At 70.2% G+C, this 16,216-nt stretch carries 19 protein-coding genes; 10 read left to right on the top strand and 9 right to left on the bottom strand.

Going from position 1 to position 16,216, the window contains the following annotated elements; translation table 11 throughout:
- Positions 1–135 precede the first annotated feature (135 nt).
- A complete protein-coding gene (locus ACFYVR_RS02570) occupies positions 136–1,617 on the bottom strand; it encodes a methyltransferase (protein ID WP_387469274.1) in 1,482 nt (493 codons plus the stop codon).
- A 58-nt stretch (positions 1,618–1,675) separates the two neighbouring features.
- The gene (locus ACFYVR_RS02565) at positions 1,676–2,038 is read right to left on the bottom strand and encodes a DUF3099 domain-containing protein (protein WP_387469271.1); all 363 of its coding nucleotides are present in this window, start codon (positions 2,036–2,038) and stop codon (positions 1,676–1,678) included.
- 80 nt (positions 2,039–2,118) lie between these two features.
- Between ACFYVR_RS02565 and ACFYVR_RS02560 the strand changes: the two genes are divergently transcribed.
- Positions 2,119–2,355, top strand: coding sequence for a DUF3039 domain-containing protein (locus tag ACFYVR_RS02560; protein WP_387469269.1), 237 nt, complete (start codon positions 2,119–2,121; stop codon positions 2,353–2,355).
- On the opposite strand, the gene ACFYVR_RS02555 is transcribed toward ACFYVR_RS02560, so the two are convergent.
- Positions 2,328–3,485 (bottom strand): YihY/virulence factor BrkB family protein, encoded by a 1,158-nt coding sequence (locus ACFYVR_RS02555; RefSeq protein WP_387469267.1) that lies wholly within the window; start codon positions 3,483–3,485, stop codon positions 2,328–2,330. The genes ACFYVR_RS02560 and ACFYVR_RS02555 overlap by 28 nt on opposite strands.
- 274 nt (positions 3,486–3,759) lie before the next feature.
- On the opposite strand from ACFYVR_RS02555, the gene ACFYVR_RS02550 reads away from it, so the two are divergent.
- Positions 3,760–5,484, top strand: a complete 1,725-nt coding sequence (locus ACFYVR_RS02550; protein ID WP_387469265.1) for a DEAD/DEAH box helicase — start codon at positions 3,760–3,762, stop codon at positions 5,482–5,484.
- 114 nt (positions 5,485–5,598) lie between these two features.
- Here ACFYVR_RS02550 and ACFYVR_RS02545 read toward each other — a convergent pair whose 3' ends face one another.
- Positions 5,599–5,799: a hypothetical protein gene (locus tag ACFYVR_RS02545; RefSeq protein ID WP_387469262.1), complete on the bottom strand. Its 201-nt coding sequence runs from the start codon at positions 5,797–5,799 to the stop codon at positions 5,599–5,601.
- Positions 5,800–6,033: 234 nt separating this feature from the next.
- Between ACFYVR_RS02545 and ACFYVR_RS02540 the strand changes: the two genes are divergently transcribed.
- The 3 genes from ACFYVR_RS02540 to ACFYVR_RS02530 are packed head-to-tail and all read left to right on the top strand — an operon-like array spanning position 6,034 to position 8,125.
- Positions 6,034–6,366, top strand: a complete 333-nt coding sequence (locus ACFYVR_RS02540) for a DUF952 domain-containing protein (RefSeq protein WP_387470298.1) — start codon at positions 6,034–6,036, stop codon at positions 6,364–6,366.
- A 60-nt stretch (positions 6,367–6,426) separates the two neighbouring features.
- On the top strand, positions 6,427–6,909 hold the full coding sequence (locus tag ACFYVR_RS02535; RefSeq protein ID WP_387469259.1) for a cation:proton antiporter regulatory subunit: 483 nt from the start codon (positions 6,427–6,429) through the stop codon (positions 6,907–6,909).
- Between the two features lie 4 nt (positions 6,910–6,913).
- Positions 6,914–8,125, top strand: a complete 1,212-nt coding sequence (locus tag ACFYVR_RS02530) for a cation:proton antiporter (RefSeq protein ID WP_387469256.1) — start codon at positions 6,914–6,916, stop codon at positions 8,123–8,125.
- 12 nt (positions 8,126–8,137) lie between these two features.
- Here ACFYVR_RS02530 and ACFYVR_RS02525 read toward each other — a convergent pair whose 3' ends face one another.
- Both ACFYVR_RS02525 and ppgK read right to left on the bottom strand, forming a co-directional pair.
- Positions 8,138–9,490 (bottom strand): RNA polymerase sigma factor, encoded by a 1,353-nt coding sequence (locus ACFYVR_RS02525; RefSeq protein WP_387469254.1) that lies wholly within the window; start codon positions 9,488–9,490, stop codon positions 8,138–8,140.
- A 120-nt stretch (positions 9,491–9,610) separates the two neighbouring features.
- Positions 9,611–10,420: a polyphosphate--glucose phosphotransferase gene (gene ppgK / locus ACFYVR_RS02520; RefSeq protein WP_387469252.1), complete on the bottom strand. Its 810-nt coding sequence runs from the start codon at positions 10,418–10,420 to the stop codon at positions 9,611–9,613.
- A gap of 99 nt (positions 10,421–10,519) precedes the next feature.
- On the opposite strand from ppgK, the gene ACFYVR_RS02515 reads away from it, so the two are divergent.
- Positions 10,520–11,407 carry an inositol monophosphatase family protein gene (locus ACFYVR_RS02515; RefSeq protein WP_387469250.1) on the top strand — a complete coding sequence of 296 codons (888 nt, stop codon included), beginning with the start codon at positions 10,520–10,522 and terminating at the stop codon, positions 11,405–11,407.
- Positions 11,408–11,417: 10 nt separating this feature from the next.
- Here ACFYVR_RS02515 and cei read toward each other — a convergent pair whose 3' ends face one another.
- Complete coding sequence (cei, locus tag ACFYVR_RS02510; protein WP_387469248.1) at positions 11,418–12,110, bottom strand: envelope integrity protein Cei; 693 nt, start codon at positions 12,108–12,110, stop codon at positions 11,418–11,420.
- A gap of 484 nt (positions 12,111–12,594) precedes the next feature.
- Here cei and ACFYVR_RS02505 point away from each other — a divergent pair, with 484 nt between their 5' ends.
- Complete coding sequence (locus ACFYVR_RS02505; RefSeq protein ID WP_387469245.1) at positions 12,595–12,897, top strand: DUF4193 domain-containing protein; 303 nt, start codon at positions 12,595–12,597, stop codon at positions 12,895–12,897.
- A gap of 218 nt (positions 12,898–13,115) precedes the next feature.
- Here the strand turns inward: ACFYVR_RS02505 and ACFYVR_RS02500 are convergent, their stop codons facing one another.
- Positions 13,116–13,652 carry a DUF3093 domain-containing protein gene (locus ACFYVR_RS02500; protein ID WP_387469242.1) on the bottom strand — a complete coding sequence of 179 codons (537 nt, stop codon included), beginning with the start codon at positions 13,650–13,652 and terminating at the stop codon, positions 13,116–13,118.
- Between the two features lie 18 nt (positions 13,653–13,670).
- Between ACFYVR_RS02500 and dut the strand changes: the two genes are divergently transcribed.
- Positions 13,671–14,174 carry a dUTP diphosphatase gene (gene dut, locus ACFYVR_RS02495; protein WP_387469240.1) on the top strand — a complete coding sequence of 168 codons (504 nt, stop codon included), beginning with the start codon at positions 13,671–13,673 and terminating at the stop codon, positions 14,172–14,174.
- Positions 14,174–14,998: a DUF3710 domain-containing protein gene (locus ACFYVR_RS02490; RefSeq protein WP_387469238.1), complete on the top strand. Its 825-nt coding sequence runs from the start codon at positions 14,174–14,176 to the stop codon at positions 14,996–14,998. The genes dut and ACFYVR_RS02490 overlap by 1 nt, the downstream gene beginning before the upstream one ends.
- Here ACFYVR_RS02490 and ACFYVR_RS02485 read toward each other — a convergent pair.
- Positions 14,995–15,699, bottom strand: coding sequence for an alpha/beta hydrolase (locus ACFYVR_RS02485; protein ID WP_387469236.1), 705 nt, complete (start codon positions 15,697–15,699; stop codon positions 14,995–14,997). The genes ACFYVR_RS02490 and ACFYVR_RS02485 overlap by 4 nt on opposite strands.
- A gap of 136 nt (positions 15,700–15,835) precedes the next feature.
- On the opposite strand from ACFYVR_RS02485, the gene ACFYVR_RS02480 reads away from it, so the two are divergent.
- Positions 15,836–16,213 carry an OB-fold nucleic acid binding domain-containing protein gene (locus ACFYVR_RS02480; RefSeq protein ID WP_387469233.1) on the top strand — a complete coding sequence of 126 codons (378 nt, stop codon included), beginning with the start codon at positions 15,836–15,838 and terminating at the stop codon, positions 16,211–16,213.
- The last annotated feature ends 3 nt before the right edge of the window (positions 16,214–16,216 follow it).

The following is a 16,216-nucleotide window of genomic DNA, read 5'->3' as shown; positions in this document are numbered from 1 at the left end:
GTCTCTCATGTGGTTCAACGCTGCGCCACCAGGCAAAGTTCCCGAGCGATGTGGGTCACATCCCGCCTGACCTGCGGGTTCCCGGCGTCCGTCCTGAGAAGTTACTGAGAAGTCCGGACACCGGGAACCGGGTCCTCAGCGCGGCACCGGGAGCACCAGACCGTGCCGCACCAAACCGTGCACGAGCGTCACCGCCGCGTCCGCGAGCGGACCCGACTCCTCGCCGTGCGCCGCCGCGAGAAGCTCCACGAGTTCACCCAACGCCAGCCCGTCCGCCCGCATTCCCCCGAGCAACGCCGCGGCGAGGTCGTCCACCTCGTGCTGCCACGCCGGGCCGTCCCCGCGGTGGGCGCGGGCCACGACCTGCCGCCAGCCGTCGTCGCCGGGGAGGTACACCCGCTCCAACGCGGTCGCAGGAGAGAGCGCGAACCGTTCCTCGAGGACGTCGCGGTCCCGCAGCCAGGCCGCACGGTCCAGGTATCCGAGCGCCTCGTCACCCAGCGGATCGCTGTAGCCGTGCCGCAGGTCCTCGGCGAGGACGTCCGACGGGGCATCCGTGCGTCGCAGGTACACGAAACCGAACCCGATTCCCTCGACCTCGTTGTCCGCGAAGTGCCCCAGCCACGCCTCGGCCTGGGCCGCCGTCGCGGGGTCGCGTGGGTCGAGTCCGGCGTCGCGCATCCACGTCCCGACGTACAGCGCCGGATCCGCGACATCGCGCTGCACGATCCACGCGTCGACGCCGTGCGCCGGCAGCCACGACGCGACGCGTGAGCGCCAGTCCTCACCCTCGACGTGCACCCACGACGCCAGCATCGAGGCGGTGCCGCCCGGCGCCAGGTGGTCGATCGCCCGGGAGATCATCAACTCGCTGGCACCGTCGAGATCGAGACCCGAGTCGCGGTAGGTGTGCTCGACCCGCGCGCGGCCGACGACGAACGGCGGATTCGCCACCACCCGATCGAACGTGCGCTCCGCCACCGGGTCGAACCACGACCCCGCCACCAGCTCGACGTCCACCTCGTTGAGCGCGAACGTCGCCGCAGACAGATCGAGCGCACGCAGATTGATGTCGGTCGCGGTGACCGAACCCGCATACCCGGTCGCGTGCAGGGCCTGGACGCCGCAGCCCGTACCGACGTCGAGGACGGTCCCGGTCGGCGCGGTCGGGGTACCGCGCAGCAACGACAGCGATGCGTGCCCCACCCCCAGCACGTGATCCGGTGCGGTCGTGCGGGGACGCATGCTGCCGTCCAGATCGGACAGCACCCACCGGTCGCCGCCGCCGAGATCCATCGGCCGCAGATCCAGCGCCGCCCGGACCAGCGCACCGTCGCGTTCGAGCAGGCCTGCCGCGACCGCGTGATCGAGGTCCACCGGGGCGAGCACGGCCGCGACCTCGGAGGCCGAGCAGTCGTCGCCGAGCAGGAACAGTCGCGCGAGCAGACCGAGTTCACCGGCGTCGCGGGTGGCCCGGCGGACCGGCACGGGTTCGCCGCGGCCCAACGCCGCATGCGCGTCGTCGCCGAGCGCATCGAGGAGTGCGTCGGCGGTGTAGTCGGTGCGGTGCAGGGCCTCGCGCAGCGGGCCGCACAGGGAGAGGAGGTCGCGGTTCACGGCCGCCATTGTCCCAGCGCGCCGCTCCTGTGCAGCGGCGCGCCCACGGACGAGGCCGTCAGCCCTCGATGGTGCGGTGGTTCCCGGACTCGATCGAGGGGCTCGCGGGTGCACGGTACTCGTACCGTCGCGGTTCGTCGTCGCGCCGCGGGGGGCGGTCGTTCGCGATCAGGACCGCGATCCACGGCAACGGAATCGATGCGCCGATGATCAGCAGGCTGATCCACCCGTTGCCCCACGCGCTGTACGCGATCGCGGCGAGCACCAGGGCGGGGATCCTGATCGCCATCATCACGGTGTACTTGCGGACGCGCGCTCGCTGCTGGTCGTCGAACGACTGTGCCGCATCGGTGATCAGAATCGGATTCCGCGAGTCCTCGTCGCCCTCGTCGGGCGGGTGGAGTTCCGAACTCGAAGCCATGCATCAAGCGTCCCACTCGGCGCCGCGGGATGCACCACCGGGGGCTCGCCGGGTTTCGGACAATGCGTCATCATGGACCCGTGAGCACTGTGACCAAGGAACGTCCCGACACCACGACCGACCAGTCGACCGACGACGACGCACCGAAGTTCTTCCACTACGTCAAGAAGAACAAGATCGCCGAGAGTGCTGTGATGGGCACCCACGTCGTCGCCCTCTGCGGCGAGGTGTTCCCGGTGACCAAGTCCGCGAAGCCCGGATCCCCCGTGTGCCCCGAATGCAAGAAGATCTACGACGGACTGCGGCCGGGCGACTGACCGTCCGGTAGATCGCAGGCGTCCGGCGTCCCGTCGGACGCCTCGTGCCTGCCCCGATCCGGGTTGACGATGCGGATCGGGGCGTTCGCCAGCCTCCGGGTCAGGCTCGTGACCGCGGCGCCGCCCGTCGTGGGGGCGGCCAGGGCCTGCGCCGCGAGCCACTCCCGCATCTGCGCGATCCGGGTGGCCCGCGCCGGCCAGAACTCCTGGATGGTCGCGTTGAACTGCGCGCCCAGGACGACCGCGAACCCCAGGAAGAACGTGAACAGCAGGAAGGCGATGGGGGTGGCCAGGGCCCCGTACGTGTATCCGGTCCCGGTGACCCACGTCAGGTAGTGCCGCAGGATCGTGCTCGCCGCCATGAAGAACACCCCGGCGAGTAGTGAACCGCCGAGCAGTCGGTGCCACGGGAGCGTCTTGGGCAGGGCCACCTTGTACAGCGTCGTGAGCCCCACTATGAGCAGCAGCCCGACCGCCGGGTAGTAGAACGTGTCGACCATCCGGGAACCGACGTCGTACCAGGCCTCCGGCATGATCCGGCCGATCAGCGTCGGCCCGAGCGCGACCAGCGGCAGCACGAACACCGCCACCACGAGGAACATCACGTACAGCAGCAGCGCGAAGATGCGCTGCCAGACCGGGTGCCGGGCGTCCTTCTGACCGTGTGCCTCGACGATCGAGTCGACGAACGTCGAGATCGCGGACGACCCCGCCCACAGCGAGAGCAGGAAGCCGGCGGAGATGATCTCCGGCCGGCCCCGGCTCAGCACGTCCGACACGGTCGGTGAGATGAGCTGGTCCACGACGCTCTCACTGAATGCCGTGCGGCTGAAGGTGATGATCTTCGACTCGATGATGTTGACGGTGTCCGGACCGAACCAGCCACCGACGTACCCGATGCTGCCGAGCAGTCCGAGCAGCAGCGGCGGCAGCGACAGCGTCTGCCAGAACGCCGCCGTGGCCGCCTTCCCGAAGATCGAATCGCCCCACGCCTTGTCCGCGGTACGCGTGACGACCTGCCACGCCGTGCGCAGCGGACGCCGGTCGGATCCGGGCTCGGCATGGTGGGTCGGCAGATCGACGGGCACCGCGGGTTCACCCGGGTGCAGGTCGCCGATCGGATCGTTCATGATGCTTCCAGCATCCCTGACGACTCCCGTCGAAGGTTCACTGGTGGTCCCGTGTCGGGCACATTGCCCGTCGCAGCCGGTGAAGTGTTGCGTGCGCGACACCCGCCGCTCGCCGCGCCGCCGGATGCGGGGAACGTCGGTGGTCGGGGTTAGGCTCGTGCGGCAGTCATTCACGGCCCACGCGGGACCGGCCCGATGCGGCGCGGAGGCAGGGCGCACCGCCTGGTTCTCGAACAGTCGAGACCCGGCACGTCGAGAAGGAGCAGAAGCGACAGTGCTCACGGGTAACACCGAAACACCGGCCGCCGCACCCGCCACCAACCTTCGAGCCTGGCAGCGGCGTGCCCTGACCAAGTACCTGTCGACGAAGCCGCGGGACTTCCTCGCCGTCGCGACGCCCGGTGCCGGCAAGACGACCTTCGCGCTGCGGGTCGCGGCGGAACTGCTCGGCGACCGCACCGTCGACCAGGTCACCGTCGTCGCCCCGACCGAGCACCTCAAGCACCAGTGGGCGGAGTCCGCTGCGCGTCAGGGCATCGCACTGGACTCGAACTTCTCCAACTCGACCGGCCAGACGTCCGCCGACTACCACGGGGTCGTCGTCACCTACGCGCAGGTCGCGTCCCACCCGATGAAGCACCGGGTGCGCACCGAGAACCGCCGGACGCTGGTCATTCTCGACGAGATCCACCACGGCGGTGACGCCAAGAGCTGGGGCGACGCGATCCGGGAGGCGTACGAGCCGGCGACGCGGCGGCTCGCGCTCACCGGAACCCCGTTCCGCAGCGACGACTCCGCCATCCCGTTCGTGCAGTACGAGCCGGACAACGAGGGCCTGATGCGCTCGAAGGCGGACCACGCGTACGGCTACTCCGACGCACTCGCCGACGGAGTCGTCCGGCCCGTGGTGTTCCTCGCGTACTCCGGCGAGGCGCGCTGGCGCAACAACGCGGGTGAGGAGTTCGCGGCCCGCCTCGGTGAGCCGCTCAGCGCGGAACAGACCGCGCGAGCCTGGCGGACCGCGCTCGACCCGGGCGGCGACTGGATTCCCGCCGTCCTCACCGCCGCGAACACCCGCCTGCAGCAGCTGCGGGCCGGGGGCATGCCCGACGCGGGAGGTCTCGTCATCGCGACCGACCAGACCGTCGCCCGGGCCTACGCGAAGACCCTCGAAGCGATCACCGGACGGGCTCCCACCGTCGTGCTCTCCGACGACCCGACCGCCTCGAAGCGGATCGCCGAGTTCAGCGGCAACACCGAACCCTGGATGATCGCGGTCCGCATGGTGTCCGAAGGTGTCGACGTGCCGCGCCTGGCCGTCGGCGTCTACGCGACGAGTTCGTCCACGCCGCTCTTCTTCGCCCAGGCGATCGGCCGGTTCGTGCGATCCCGCAAGAAGGGCGAGACGGCCAGCGTCTTCCTGCCGTCGGTGCCCGTCCTGCTCGACCTCGCGAGCCAGCTCGAGGTCCAGCGTGACCACGTGCTCGGCAAGCCGCACCGCGAGAAGGACGGTCTCGACGACGACCTGATCGCCGACGCGAACAAGCAGAAGGACGAACCCGGCGAGGACGAGAAGGCGTTCACCTCACTCGGCGCCGACGCCGAACTCGACCAGGTCATCTACGACGGCTCCTCGTTCGGCACCGCGACCTTCGCCGGCAGCGACGAGGAAGCCGACTACCTCGGCTTGCCCGGACTGCTCGACGCGGACCAGATGCGGGCCCTGCTACGGGACCGGCAGGCCACCCAGCTCGACAAGGCTGCCGCCCCGGCGCCGACGATCGCGCCCGCGGCGGTCACCGAACGCGTCGCGTCGGCATCCAAGCTGGCGGACCTGCGCAAGGAACTCAACAGTCTGGTCGCGATGACGCACCACCGCACCGGTAAACCACACGGGTGGATCCACGGCGAACTGCGTCGGGTGTGCGGGGGACCGCCGACCGCCATCGCCACCGTCGACCAGCTCACGGAGCGGATCGCCACGCTGCGACGGTGGTGACTCACCGCGTTCGCGGAAGTGGCGTGGTACGCGGAAGGGCCCGCACCCAACGCGGGTGCGGGCCCTTCCGGTCGAACGGGGGTCTGGTGTCAGGCCACCCGGACTGCTGACGGCCTAGATCGCGGTCTTGTCGACGGCGCCGGTGACGATCGTGGCGTTCATCGCGCGGAGTCGGCCCTCGTGCTCGTTGGCGTGATGCTGGCAGAAGAGGAGTTCTCCACCAGTGGCGAGGACCGCGCGAACGCGGGCTCCGGCACCACACCGGTCGCACCGGTCGGCTGCGGTCAACGGGGGGCTGGTCAGTGTTCCGGGCATGACTCCTCCGTACTGGTTCCCGGTGACCCGGGACCCTGGGGCCTGGTCCGCCGCGCCGGACGACGCGGTGGATTCACTCTGTCAGACGTTTCGCATTCAAGCGTTGTTCCCAACGGTGTTTCTTTGTGGTTTCACTAACAGGAAACATCCTCCCGGCGGTGATCCACGTCACATCCGGGTGCCGGCCGGGCCGCGGGATAGGGTGGTGCGGTGACGGATTCGACGCTCGTGCACATGTGTACCCGGGAGGAATGGGAGCGGTGCTCCGCGAGTGGACAGCGAATTCCCGACGGCTTCGACACCGACGGGTTCGTGCACCTGTCCGCCCCGGAACAGGTGCACCTTCCCGCGAACCGTCTGTTCGCAGGCCGCGACGACATCGTCCTGCTCCATCTCGACCCGAGCCGGCTCGGTGCGGAGGTGCGCTGGGAGTCCGGGGTGCCGAGCGACCCGGCATCGATGCTGTTCCCGCACCTGTACGGGCCTCTGCCCGCCGCCGCGGTGACCGCCGTCCAGCCGTACCGGCCGGGACCCGACGGCACCTACGCCCCGCCTGCCCACCCGTGACCCGGACGGCTTCCGGCCGGCGCGCCGACCCGAAACTGCTTCCGGCGCTACCGTTGAGACATGAACGTGGAAGTGACCCCTCTGCCCGGTATCGGGGTCCGCAAGGACTTCGAACTGACCACCGGGCGACGCGTCGGCGTGGTGACGCTGCGCGACGGCGGGACCGACCTGATCGTCTCCAGGAAGGACGACCCCGACGCCTGTCAGGCGTCCGTGCGGCTGACCGACGACGAGGCTGCCGTACTGGCGAACCTGCTCGGGGCGCCGCAACTGGTGTCCCAGCTTCGCGAAGAGCATCGCGACCTGCCCGGCATCACGACCCGGCAACTGCCGATCACCGAGGAATCCCCGTTCGACGGTCGAACGCTGGGGGAGACGGCGATGCGCACCAGGACCGGTGTGTCCGTGGTCGCGGTCATGCGCGCCGGCCAGGTGTACCCGTCGCCGAACCCGGACTTCAACCTCACCGAGGGGGACCTGCTCTTCGCGGTCGGGACCTCCGACGGACTGGACGCGGCGGGCAAGATCCTGCACCACGGATGACGCGGTGACGGGCACCGCGCTCGCTCTGGTCGAGTTGGGTGCGGTCTTCTTCGCGCTCGGGGTGCTCGGCCGGCTCGCCGGGCGGGTCGGCATGTCCCCGGTGCCGCTGTATCTGCTCGGCGGACTGTGCTTCGGCAACGGCGGGTTCATCACCCTCGGCGACATCAGTGAGTTCGGGCACCTCGCGAGCGAGATCGGCGTCGTCCTGCTGCTGTTGCTGCTCGGACTGGAGTACACCGCGTCCGAACTGGTCACCGGACTGCGCAAGTCCTGGATGGCCGGCATCCTCGACCTCGTGCTCAACGCGGCACCCGGTGCCGCGGTCGCGTTCGTCCTCGGCTGGGGTCCCGTCGGCGCACTCGTTCTCGCCGGTGTCACCTACATCTCGTCCTCGGGGATCGCGGCGAAGGTGCTCGCCGACCTCGGTCGCCTCGGCAACCGGGAAACCCCGGTGGTGCTGTCGATCCTCGTGTTCGAGGACCTGACGATGGCGGTGTACCTGCCGATCCTCACCGCGATCCTCGCCGGGGTCGGGCTGCTCGGTGGCCTCGAGGCCATGGCCATCGCACTGCTCGTGGTCGCGGTGGTCCTGATCGTCGCGCTGCGATACGGACACGTCGTCTCGGCTGTGGTCGCGGCGAAGGAACGGGAGGCGCTCCTGCTCAAACTTCTCGGCGCGGCGCTGCTGGTCGCCGGTGTCGCGTCGGCGCTGCAGGTGTCGGCGGCGGTGGGGGCGTTCCTGCTCGGTATCGCGATCTCGGGGTCGACGGCCCGCAGCGCCACCCAGGTGCTCGAACCGCTGCGGGACCTGTTCGCGGCGATGTTCTTCGTCGTCTTCGGCCTCAACACCGATCCGTCGACGATCCCCCCGGTCCTCGGGTGGGCGATCGTCCTCGCGGTCGTGACGACGCTGACCAAGCTCGTGACCGGCGCGTGGGCCGCGCGACGGCAGGGGATCGCACGGCTGGGTCAGGCCCGAGCCGGAGCGACGCTCGTCGCGCGCGGCGAATTCTCCATTGTCATCGCCGGGCTGGCGGTCTCGGCGGGCGCGGTCGAGGGCGAGATCGCGGCCCTGGCCACCGCCTACGTGCTGCTGATGGCCGTGCTCGGTCCCGTCGCCGCGCGGGTGGTCGAGCCGATCGCCCGGCTTGCCGCGCCCCGGACACGCGACCGGCCGCCGGCTGGGGAGCCGACGGCCGGATACGGTGAGATCTAGACCGGGTGGTGACTAGTCCAGGTAGTCGCGCAGCACCTGCGAACGCGACGGGTGGCGCAGCTTGGACATCGTCTTCGACTCGATCTGCCGGATGCGCTCGCGGGTCACCCCGTACACCTGGCCGATCTCGTCGAGGGTGCGGGGCTGACCGTCGGTGAGGCCGAACCGCAGCCGGACGACACCCGCCTCGCGCTCGGACAGCGTCTCGAGCACCGACTGCAGCTGATCCTGCAGGAGGGTGAACGACACCGCGTCCACGGCCACCACGGCCTCGGAGTCCTCGATGAAGTCGCCGAGCTGGCTGTCGCCCTCGTCGCCGATCGTCTGGTCGAGGGAGATCGGCTCGCGCGCGTACTGCTGGATCTCCAGCACCTTCTCCGGCGTGATGTCCATTTCCTTGGCGAGTTCCTCGGGCGTGGGCTCGCGGCCCAGGTCCTGGAGCAGCTCACGCTGGATGCGGCCGAGCTTGTTGATGACCTCGACCATGTGCACCGGGATGCGGATGGTGCGGGCCTGGTCGGCCATCGCGCGGGTGATCGCCTGACGGATCCACCAGGTGGCGTACGTGGAGAACTTGTAGCCCTTGGTGTAGTCGAACTTCTCGACCGCGCGGATCAGACCGAGGTTGCCCTCCTGGATCAGGTCGAGGAACGCCATACCGCGGCCGGTGTAACGCTTGGCCAGCGACACCACGAGGCGCAGGTTGGCCTCGAGCAGGTGGTTCTTGGCGCGGTTGCCGTCGCGGCAGATCCAGTTCATGTCGCGGCGCTGCGCGACGGGGAGCTTCTCGCCCTTCTCGGCGAACTCCTGCATCAACTGGGTGGCGTAGAGGCCGGCCTCGATGCGCTTGGCGAGTTCGACCTCCTCCTCGGCGTTGAGCAGGGCGACCTTGCCGATCTGCTTGAGGTACGCGCGGACGGAGTCGGCGGACGCGGTGAGCTCGGCGTCCTTGCGGGCCTGCCGCAGTGCCTCGGACTCCTCCTCGTCCCAGACGAAGTCTCCGGAGGCCTTGTCCTTCTCGGACGGCTCCTCGGTGGCCTCGTCGTCGTCCTCGACGGTGACGTCCTCGACGACCTCGTCGGTCAGGTCGCCCTCGGGGACCTCGAGATCGCCGATGTCGCCGTCGTCGAGGTTGCCCTCGTCGAGGCCGTCGACGTCACCCGCGGCCTTCTTGGCGGGTGCCTTCTTGGCGGCGGCCTTCTTGGCGGGAGCCTTCTTCGCCGCGGCCTTCTTGGCGGGTGCCTTCTTGGCGGCGGCCTTCCTCGCGGGAGCCTTCTTCGCCGCGGCCTTCTTCGCGGGAACGGTACCGGTGACCGCCGATTCGGTATCGGCTTCGGCAGTCGGACTGGTTTCGGTGGCGGCCACGTACGCCCTTTCGTGACGGAATCGTGCGGCGTCACGCCAGAGTGGATTTCCGGCGGAGAGGTCAGTTGAGTTCGGCCGGCTCTGTGTCGGCGTCACCATTGTAACTATCTCGGCGGGCGGCTACGTTCCGATGCTGGTCTCAGCGCTGAGAGCGGCCCCGACGATGCCCGCCGTGTTCTGCAGCGTCGCCGCCACGACCGGCGTCCGCGTGCTCAGGTGGGGGATCCACTTCTCGGCCTTGCGGCTGATCCCGCCACCGACGACGAACAGGTCCGGCCACAGCAGGGCCTCGTAGCGTTCGAGCACGCGGGAGACCTCGTGCGCCCACTCCTTGTACGACAGGTCCTTGCGTTCCTTGACCGCCGACGACGCCCGGTGCTCGGCCTCCTTGCCGTCGATCTCCATGTGCCCGAACTCGGTGTTCGGCAGCAGCACGCCGTGGTTGAGCACGGCGGATCCGATCCCGGTACCGAAGGTGAGCAGCACGACGACACCGTCGACGTCCTTGCCCGCCCCGTACCTGTCCTCGGCGATTCCCGCGGCGTCGGCGTCGTTGAGGACGGAGACCGCCCGCCCGCCGAGTGCGGCGGAGAACAGGGCCCGCGCATCGGTGCCGATCCACGACTTGTCGATGTTCGCGGCGGTCCGCGCGACGCCGGCGGTGACCACGGCGGGCAGCGTGATGCCCACCGGACCGTTCCAACCGGCCTGGGCGACGATCTCGGCGACGGTGGCCGCGACAGCGTCGGGAGTCGACGGTTGCGGGGTGAGGATCTTGATCCGGTCCCCGATCAGGAGCCCGGTCTCCAGGTCGACCAGGCCGCCCTTGACGCCGCTGCCGCCGACGTCGATGCCGAATCCCCGTCGGTCACCCACCCGGAGTGCGGGAACCGCTTCCGACTCTTCCAGTCCGACCACCGCGTCCGTCATGCCGGTCACGATAACGGCTGCGGGGCCTGCGTGACGGGAAGCGGTGAGGCACCATGGGGCGTGCCGCTTTTCGAGAATCATCCAGCCGTCCGATCCGCCGTGGACACGAACCCCGCGCTCCCGTCCGAGGACCCTCGACGGCTGCGCGCCGTGGCGGTCCGGGTCGCGGTCGCGGCCGCCGCCCACGTCGCCGCGCGGCGGCCGGAGGTGTTCGCGGTGGTGGGGCACGCGGGAGCGGAGGTGTCGGCGCCGGGAGCGGTCGCGACGAAGAGCACCCCGACGGATCCGGTGACCGTCGTCGACACCGAGGCGGAAGAGGTGATCCGTGCCCTGCTGTCGGATCTGCGTCCGGGCGACGCGATCCTCGGCGAGGAGGGCGGCGGGGACGGCCGGACCGACGGGGTCCGCTGGGTCGTCGACCCCATCGACGGGACGGTCAACTTCCTGTACGGGATCCCCGCCTACGCGATCTCGGTGGCCGCGCAGATCGACGGCGTGTCGGTCGCCGGAGCAGTCGTCGACGTCGCGTCGGGCGCCGTCTACAGTGCCGCGGCCGGTCACGGCGCGACGTTGCACGAGGCCGACGGGTCGGTCCACGCCCTGCGCTGCAACGCCGTCACCGAGGTGTCGATGTCGTTGCTCGCCACCGGTTTCGGCTACGGGAAGGAGCGCCGACGGCGTCAGGGCGAGTTGATCGGCGAGCTGTTGCCCCGGGTGCGCGACATCCGGCGGATCGGGTCGGCTGCTCTGGATCTGTGCATGGTCGCGTCGGGCCGGGTCGACGCCCATTTCGAGCATGGTCTGAGCCCGTGGGACTGGGCGGCCGGCTCGCTCGTCGCGCGCGAGGCCGGTGCGGTGGTGCGGGTGCCGTCACCCGGGTCGAGCAGCGCCGACGGCGAGGTCACCGTGGCCGCGGCGCCGGGGGTGGCTGCCGCACTCGACGCCGTGCTCGGCGGGATCGGGGCACTCGACCCGATCCCGGAGTGAGCGCAGCGCGCTAGCACTGTGCGGTGCGGGCCGCCTTGAGCAGGTCGATGTCGACGGGGGCCGCACCGGAGCCGTCGCCGGTCGCGGTGTTCTTCAGCGACGCGAGAACTTCCTCGGCGTCGGTGTTCGGCTGGATCTTGCGGAAGTAGGTGCCGAGGGCGAGGTCGACGACGTCGTCGGTGCGGGCGTCCTGGATCAGTTCCGCGCAGGGCATCGCCAGCCACAGCGCGCTCGCGGCGGCGAGGCCGTTCGTGCCGAAGCGGATCTGGCCTTGGCACTGCATGTTCTGGTCCACGTAGACGGGGTCGTTGCCGGACTGCACGTCCGGTGCCGAGGCGAAGCCGTAGTCACTGAGCTGTGAGGCGACGTCCGCGGCCTGCCCGCGTTCGCCGTTGGCGTTGTAGACGCGGACGCGGGTCGCGGCCAACGGCGCCGGTTCCACGTCCAGGAGCGTGGACGCCGGCACGGGGTCGCCGAGCGGCTGCGGGGCGGGCTCGCCGGGGTCGAGCGGGCCGGAGACGGACGGCGGATTGCAGACCACCGGTGCGGACAGTTCCGTCGGTTTGGTCAGCACACGGAACCAGACCACGGTGCCCAGCAGCGCGAGCACGACGATCAGGACGATCACCGGGAGTGCACGCCGATGCGGGTACGGCTTGCCGTCGGGGTCCGTGGACCGGCCCTCGGTGATCAGTGAAACCACGGTGCGTCCTGACCTCTCGGTGTGCGGGTGCAGCTCGGTGTGCCACAGGTGTGCGGCGCTGCGCAGCCGACAGCGTAGTGAACGGCCGGGGCGGCGGGGGACAGGACACGGCCCGGGCGGGCCGGGTGCGGGTGGCCGCGACGGGGTGTGGTGGATTTCCCAGATCAGGTATCGGCGCCCGGAATGTCCTGGTGTGCGCCGGTGTTTGTCTCGATTGCCGGACAGTTTTCGGGCAACGGCGAAACGCACCGCGACTTTTTCGCCGAGTTCGGCTATTGTCTGGCCGCCTGATCGTGACAGAACGACGGTCCCGGAGGCAGGTGAGTTGCGGATAATGTGAGTCGAATCATATTTCCTGTTGCTAACTTCCGGGCACGATTTTTCGTTTTGACGCGTTGTGCAGCGACAGGCTGCAACAGGCGGCGCGCCCACCCAGGGCGTGGGGACGGGGACAGATGACGAGAGAGGACGAGGGGAAGACGAGATGGCAACCGACTACGACGCACCGAGGCGTTCGGAATCCGACGAGGTGTCGGAGGACTCGCTGGAGGAGTTGAAGGCGCGGCGTAACGAGGCCCAGTCCGCGGTGGTCGACGTCGACGAGTCGGATACGGCGGAGTCCTTCGAGCTGCCGGGTGCCGACCTTTCCGGCGAGGAACTGTCGGTTCGTGTGGTGCCGAAGCAGGCGGACGAGTTCACGTGTTCGAGCTGCTTCCTGGTTCATCACAGGAGCCGGCTGGCCAGCGAGGCCAACGGCGTGATGATCTGCATGGACTGCGCCGCCTGACGGTGCTGCACACGGCCGCGCGGACCGACACGGTCGTGCCCGTCCGGGCTCGACCGGCGGGTCGGCGCGTCCCGCACTCCGTCAGCCCGTCACTGCGTCCGCGGTGAGTGCCGATCGTTGTGCTCTGGCCCCGTACCCGGCCACGACGTGAGCAGAATCGACAATGCCCGTGCCCGACCTGTCGAGGTCGGGCACGGGCATTGTCCGTTCGGCGTCGATCAGCGTGCGGTCGAGACCTTCCAGCCCAGCGCCGCGGCGAGGTCGTGCGGTCGCCGGGTGCTGACCAGCCAGTAGGGCGTCGGATCGTCCGGGTCGTCGAGGACGACGAGCAGCATGGGCTTGATCCACGTCCGGTTCTGCACGAAGGCTGCGGGGTCGAGCTGCCTGCCGAGAGCGGCGGACTTCGCGGACCCCGGGACGACCGCGACGCGGGCGATGGCCTCCACCGGTAGATGGGCCCGGCCGACGTGCAGTTCGGCCGGCGCGTCACCGGCGCCGGGAACCACCTCGACCCGCATCCGGCTCAGCCACGCCAGGCCCCATGCCGGGAACGGGAGCAACAGGACGTAGGGCAACCAGGCGACGATGCCGGGCGCTCCCATGTTGACCTCGGCGGCGAGCAGGCCGACGATCGCGAGGCCCGCGACCCACCACCAGATCGGAACCCAGAGGCGCTCGCTGTACGCCGGAGCGGGCGCGGACGCCGGGGTCGTTGCGGACGGTCGGGGGTTCCCAGGTTGGGGCTTCGCAGGCACACACCCAGAGTAGTCTCGGTGCACGTGAGCGATCTTCCTGCCGTCGAGCTGATCCGTCTCGACCCCGAGATACCACTGCCCCGCCGAGCCCACGAGGGGGACGCGGGCGTCGACCTCTGCTCGACGGAGGACGTCACCCTCGACCCCGGGGAACGCGCACTGGTGGGCACCGGTATCGCGATCGCCCTGCCGCTCGGAACGGTGGGACTGATCCACCCGCGGTCGGGTCTGGCCGCGAAGTCCGGGCTGTCGGTGGTGAACACGCCCGGCACCGTCGACGCCGGGTACCGCGGCGAGATCAAGGTGTGCCTGATCAACCACGACACGCGGACGCCGATCGAGATCCGCCGCGGTGACCGGATCGCGCAGCTGCTGGTGCAGCGGGTCGAGCTGGTGACGTTCGTCGAGGTCGACAGCCTGGACGAGACCAGCCGCGGTGCCGGTGGCCACGGCTCGAGCGGCGGCCATGCACTGCTGCACGCGGTGCCCGACTCGGTGGCGCCGGAGGAAGGGGCACGCTGATGTTCGGACGCAAGAAGAAGAACCCGGAGCCCGCGGAGGGCACTGCGGACGTCCCCACCGACGACACGGTGGTCGAGCCCGACGTGGACGAGTTCCCGGCGCTCGGCACCGAGGAGCGCGGTCCCTACGACATCGACGACCTCGCCGACACCGACCCCACGGAGGGGCGGCTGGATCTCGGTTCGGTCCTGCTGCCGGTACCCCAGGGTGGTCAGATCCAGGTCGAGATGGCACCCGACGGATCGCCGCAGGCCGTGCACCTGGTGACGCAGCACGGCCGGATCACCGTCGCCGCCTACGCGGCACCGAAGTCGCCGGGGCAGTGGCGCGAGGTGACCGCCGACCTCGCGGAGTCGCTGCGCTCGGACAACGCCACGGTCGCCGTCGAGGGCGGCCCGTGGGGCCGGGAGCTGCACGCCGTCACCCCCAACGCGGATCTGCGGTTCCTCGGGGTCGACGGATACCGGTGGATGATCCGCTGTGTCGCGGCCGGCCCCGCCGGGTCCGCGAGTGTCGATTCGCCGCTGGCCCAGCTCGCGCGGGAGGTGTTGCGCGAAACGGTGGTTCGCCGCGGGGGCGAGCCGCACCCCGTGCGGACCCCGCTGCCGGTCATCCTGCCCCAGGTGCTCGCCGACCAGCTGGTCGCGGCGCAGCAGCAACAGGTGCTCGCGCAACAGCAGGCGGCGCAGCAGCAGGCCCTGGCGCAGCAGCAGGCGGCCACGGAGGCGGCACTGGCCGCCCAGGAGCGCGACGCCACCCCACCGGAGGAGCGTCCCGGTGGCGGCGGTTCGGCGATGCAGCAGATCGACCGGTCCGGCAGCTAACGGACCTGCTGGAGCGCCCGCAGGCAGGCGCGGCCGAGGACGGCCGGGTCCGCCCCGACCTCGTCGAGGGTCACCGTCTCGAGGGCGGCGTGCGGCAGCACCCGCGACCACAGCGTTGCCACCGAGAGCGGGTGCACCGCGTCGTCGACCGCGGCGCAGATCCCGACCGGCACCGGGCACCGGGCCATCTGCTCCTCGGTCAGTCCGTGGTAGCCGGCGGCCTCCTCGAGTGCGAGCGGCAGGTGCGGCCACTGCGACCGCCAGGACCGCGCGAGTTCGTCGCCGAGCCAGGCCGGTGAGCTGTCGATCATGTCGACGGTGACGGCGTCGAGGCCGTCGGCGCGCAGTCGGCTCGCCGTGTACGCCGCGCTGCGCGCCGCGGGAGCGTCGATCGGGTCGCCGGTCCACGCGGGCAGTGCGGCGAGGACACCCGCCGCCCGGTCGGGGTGTGACGTCGCCCACCGCAGGGCCACCGACGCGCCCAGGGAGATCCCGGCGACGGCGATCCGGCGGTGCCGGGCGGCCGCCTCGTCGAGGGCGTCGACATAGCTGCCCACCACCCGTCTGGGGTCCGGTTCGACAGCCAGAACATCGGCTCCGACCTGCGACAACGCCGCGGTGAAGGCGCGCGCGGCGAAGTGGGCGTCCGATCCGGTTCCGGGGAGGGCCACCACGATCGGCGGCAACGGCTGAGGCGACATACGTCGATAGTGCACGGTGGTTTCCGCCCATCGGTGGCGCGGGTGGTTGACCGGCTCCACCGAGGTCTACAGTGGCGATCACAAGGACCTACACCCCGGGCGAGGGATCGCACCGGACCTGCTCCAGGAGCGCGCAATGGCACTCGCGGCCAACAGTTACTTCCGACGGCTGACCCGGCAGCTGACCGAGGACATCGATCAGCTCGACGCCGAGGATCTGGCGGAGTCGTCGCAGGCATCGGGCGCACAGCGCGCCTGTGACTGTCACCGTGGCGAGGAGGTGACGATGCAGGGCCGGCTCCGCAGCGTGGAGTCCTGTCCGAAGTCGTCGAACGCCACGGTGCAGGCGGAGTTCTTCGACGGCACCGATCCGGTGACCCTGGTGTGGATCGGTCGCAGGCGAATCGCGGGCATCGAGCCCGGCACCAAGTTGATGGTCCGCGGTCGCCTCGGCGACAAGAACGGCCAGAAGGTGATCTACAACCCCTACTACGAACTGCTCGGCGATTCGTAGTCG

This window comes from Rhodococcus sp. NPDC003318, assembly GCF_042879035.1.
In the GTDB taxonomy this organism is placed as follows: Bacteria; Actinomycetota; Actinomycetes; order Mycobacteriales; family Mycobacteriaceae; genus Rhodococcus_G.
The sequence above is the reverse complement of the archived record's forward strand: the minus strand, read 5'-3'. Positions and strand labels throughout refer to the sequence as shown.

Bases quoted from the DNA above. Each gene is read 5' to 3' on its own strand.
- ACFYVR_RS02565 (WP_387469271.1), bottom strand. From the start codon at position 2,038: ATGGCTTCGAGTTCGGAACTCCACCCGCCCGACGAGGGCGACGAGGAC.
- ACFYVR_RS02555 (WP_387469267.1), bottom strand. From the start codon at position 3,485: ATGAACGATCCGATCGGCGACCTGCACCCGGGTGAACCCGCGGTGCCC.
- ACFYVR_RS02545 (WP_387469262.1), bottom strand. From the start codon at position 5,799: ATGCCCGGAACACTGACCAGCCCCCCGTTGACCGCAGCCGACCGGTGC.
- ACFYVR_RS02540 (WP_387470298.1), top strand. From the start codon at position 6,034: ATGTGTACCCGGGAGGAATGGGAGCGGTGCTCCGCGAGTGGACAGCGA.
- ACFYVR_RS02535 (WP_387469259.1), top strand. From the start codon at position 6,427: ATGAACGTGGAAGTGACCCCTCTGCCCGGTATCGGGGTCCGCAAGGAC.
- ppgK (WP_387469252.1), bottom strand. From the start codon at position 10,420: ATGACGGACGCGGTGGTCGGACTGGAAGAGTCGGAAGCGGTTCCCGCA.
- ACFYVR_RS02505 (WP_387469245.1), top strand. From the start codon at position 12,595: ATGGCAACCGACTACGACGCACCGAGGCGTTCGGAATCCGACGAGGTG.
- ACFYVR_RS02490 (WP_387469238.1), top strand. From the start codon at position 14,174: ATGTTCGGACGCAAGAAGAAGAACCCGGAGCCCGCGGAGGGCACTGCG.
- ACFYVR_RS02485 (WP_387469236.1), bottom strand. From the start codon at position 15,699: ATGTCGCCTCAGCCGTTGCCGCCGATCGTGGTGGCCCTCCCCGGAACC.
- ACFYVR_RS02480 (WP_387469233.1), top strand. From the start codon at position 15,836: ATGGCACTCGCGGCCAACAGTTACTTCCGACGGCTGACCCGGCAGCTG.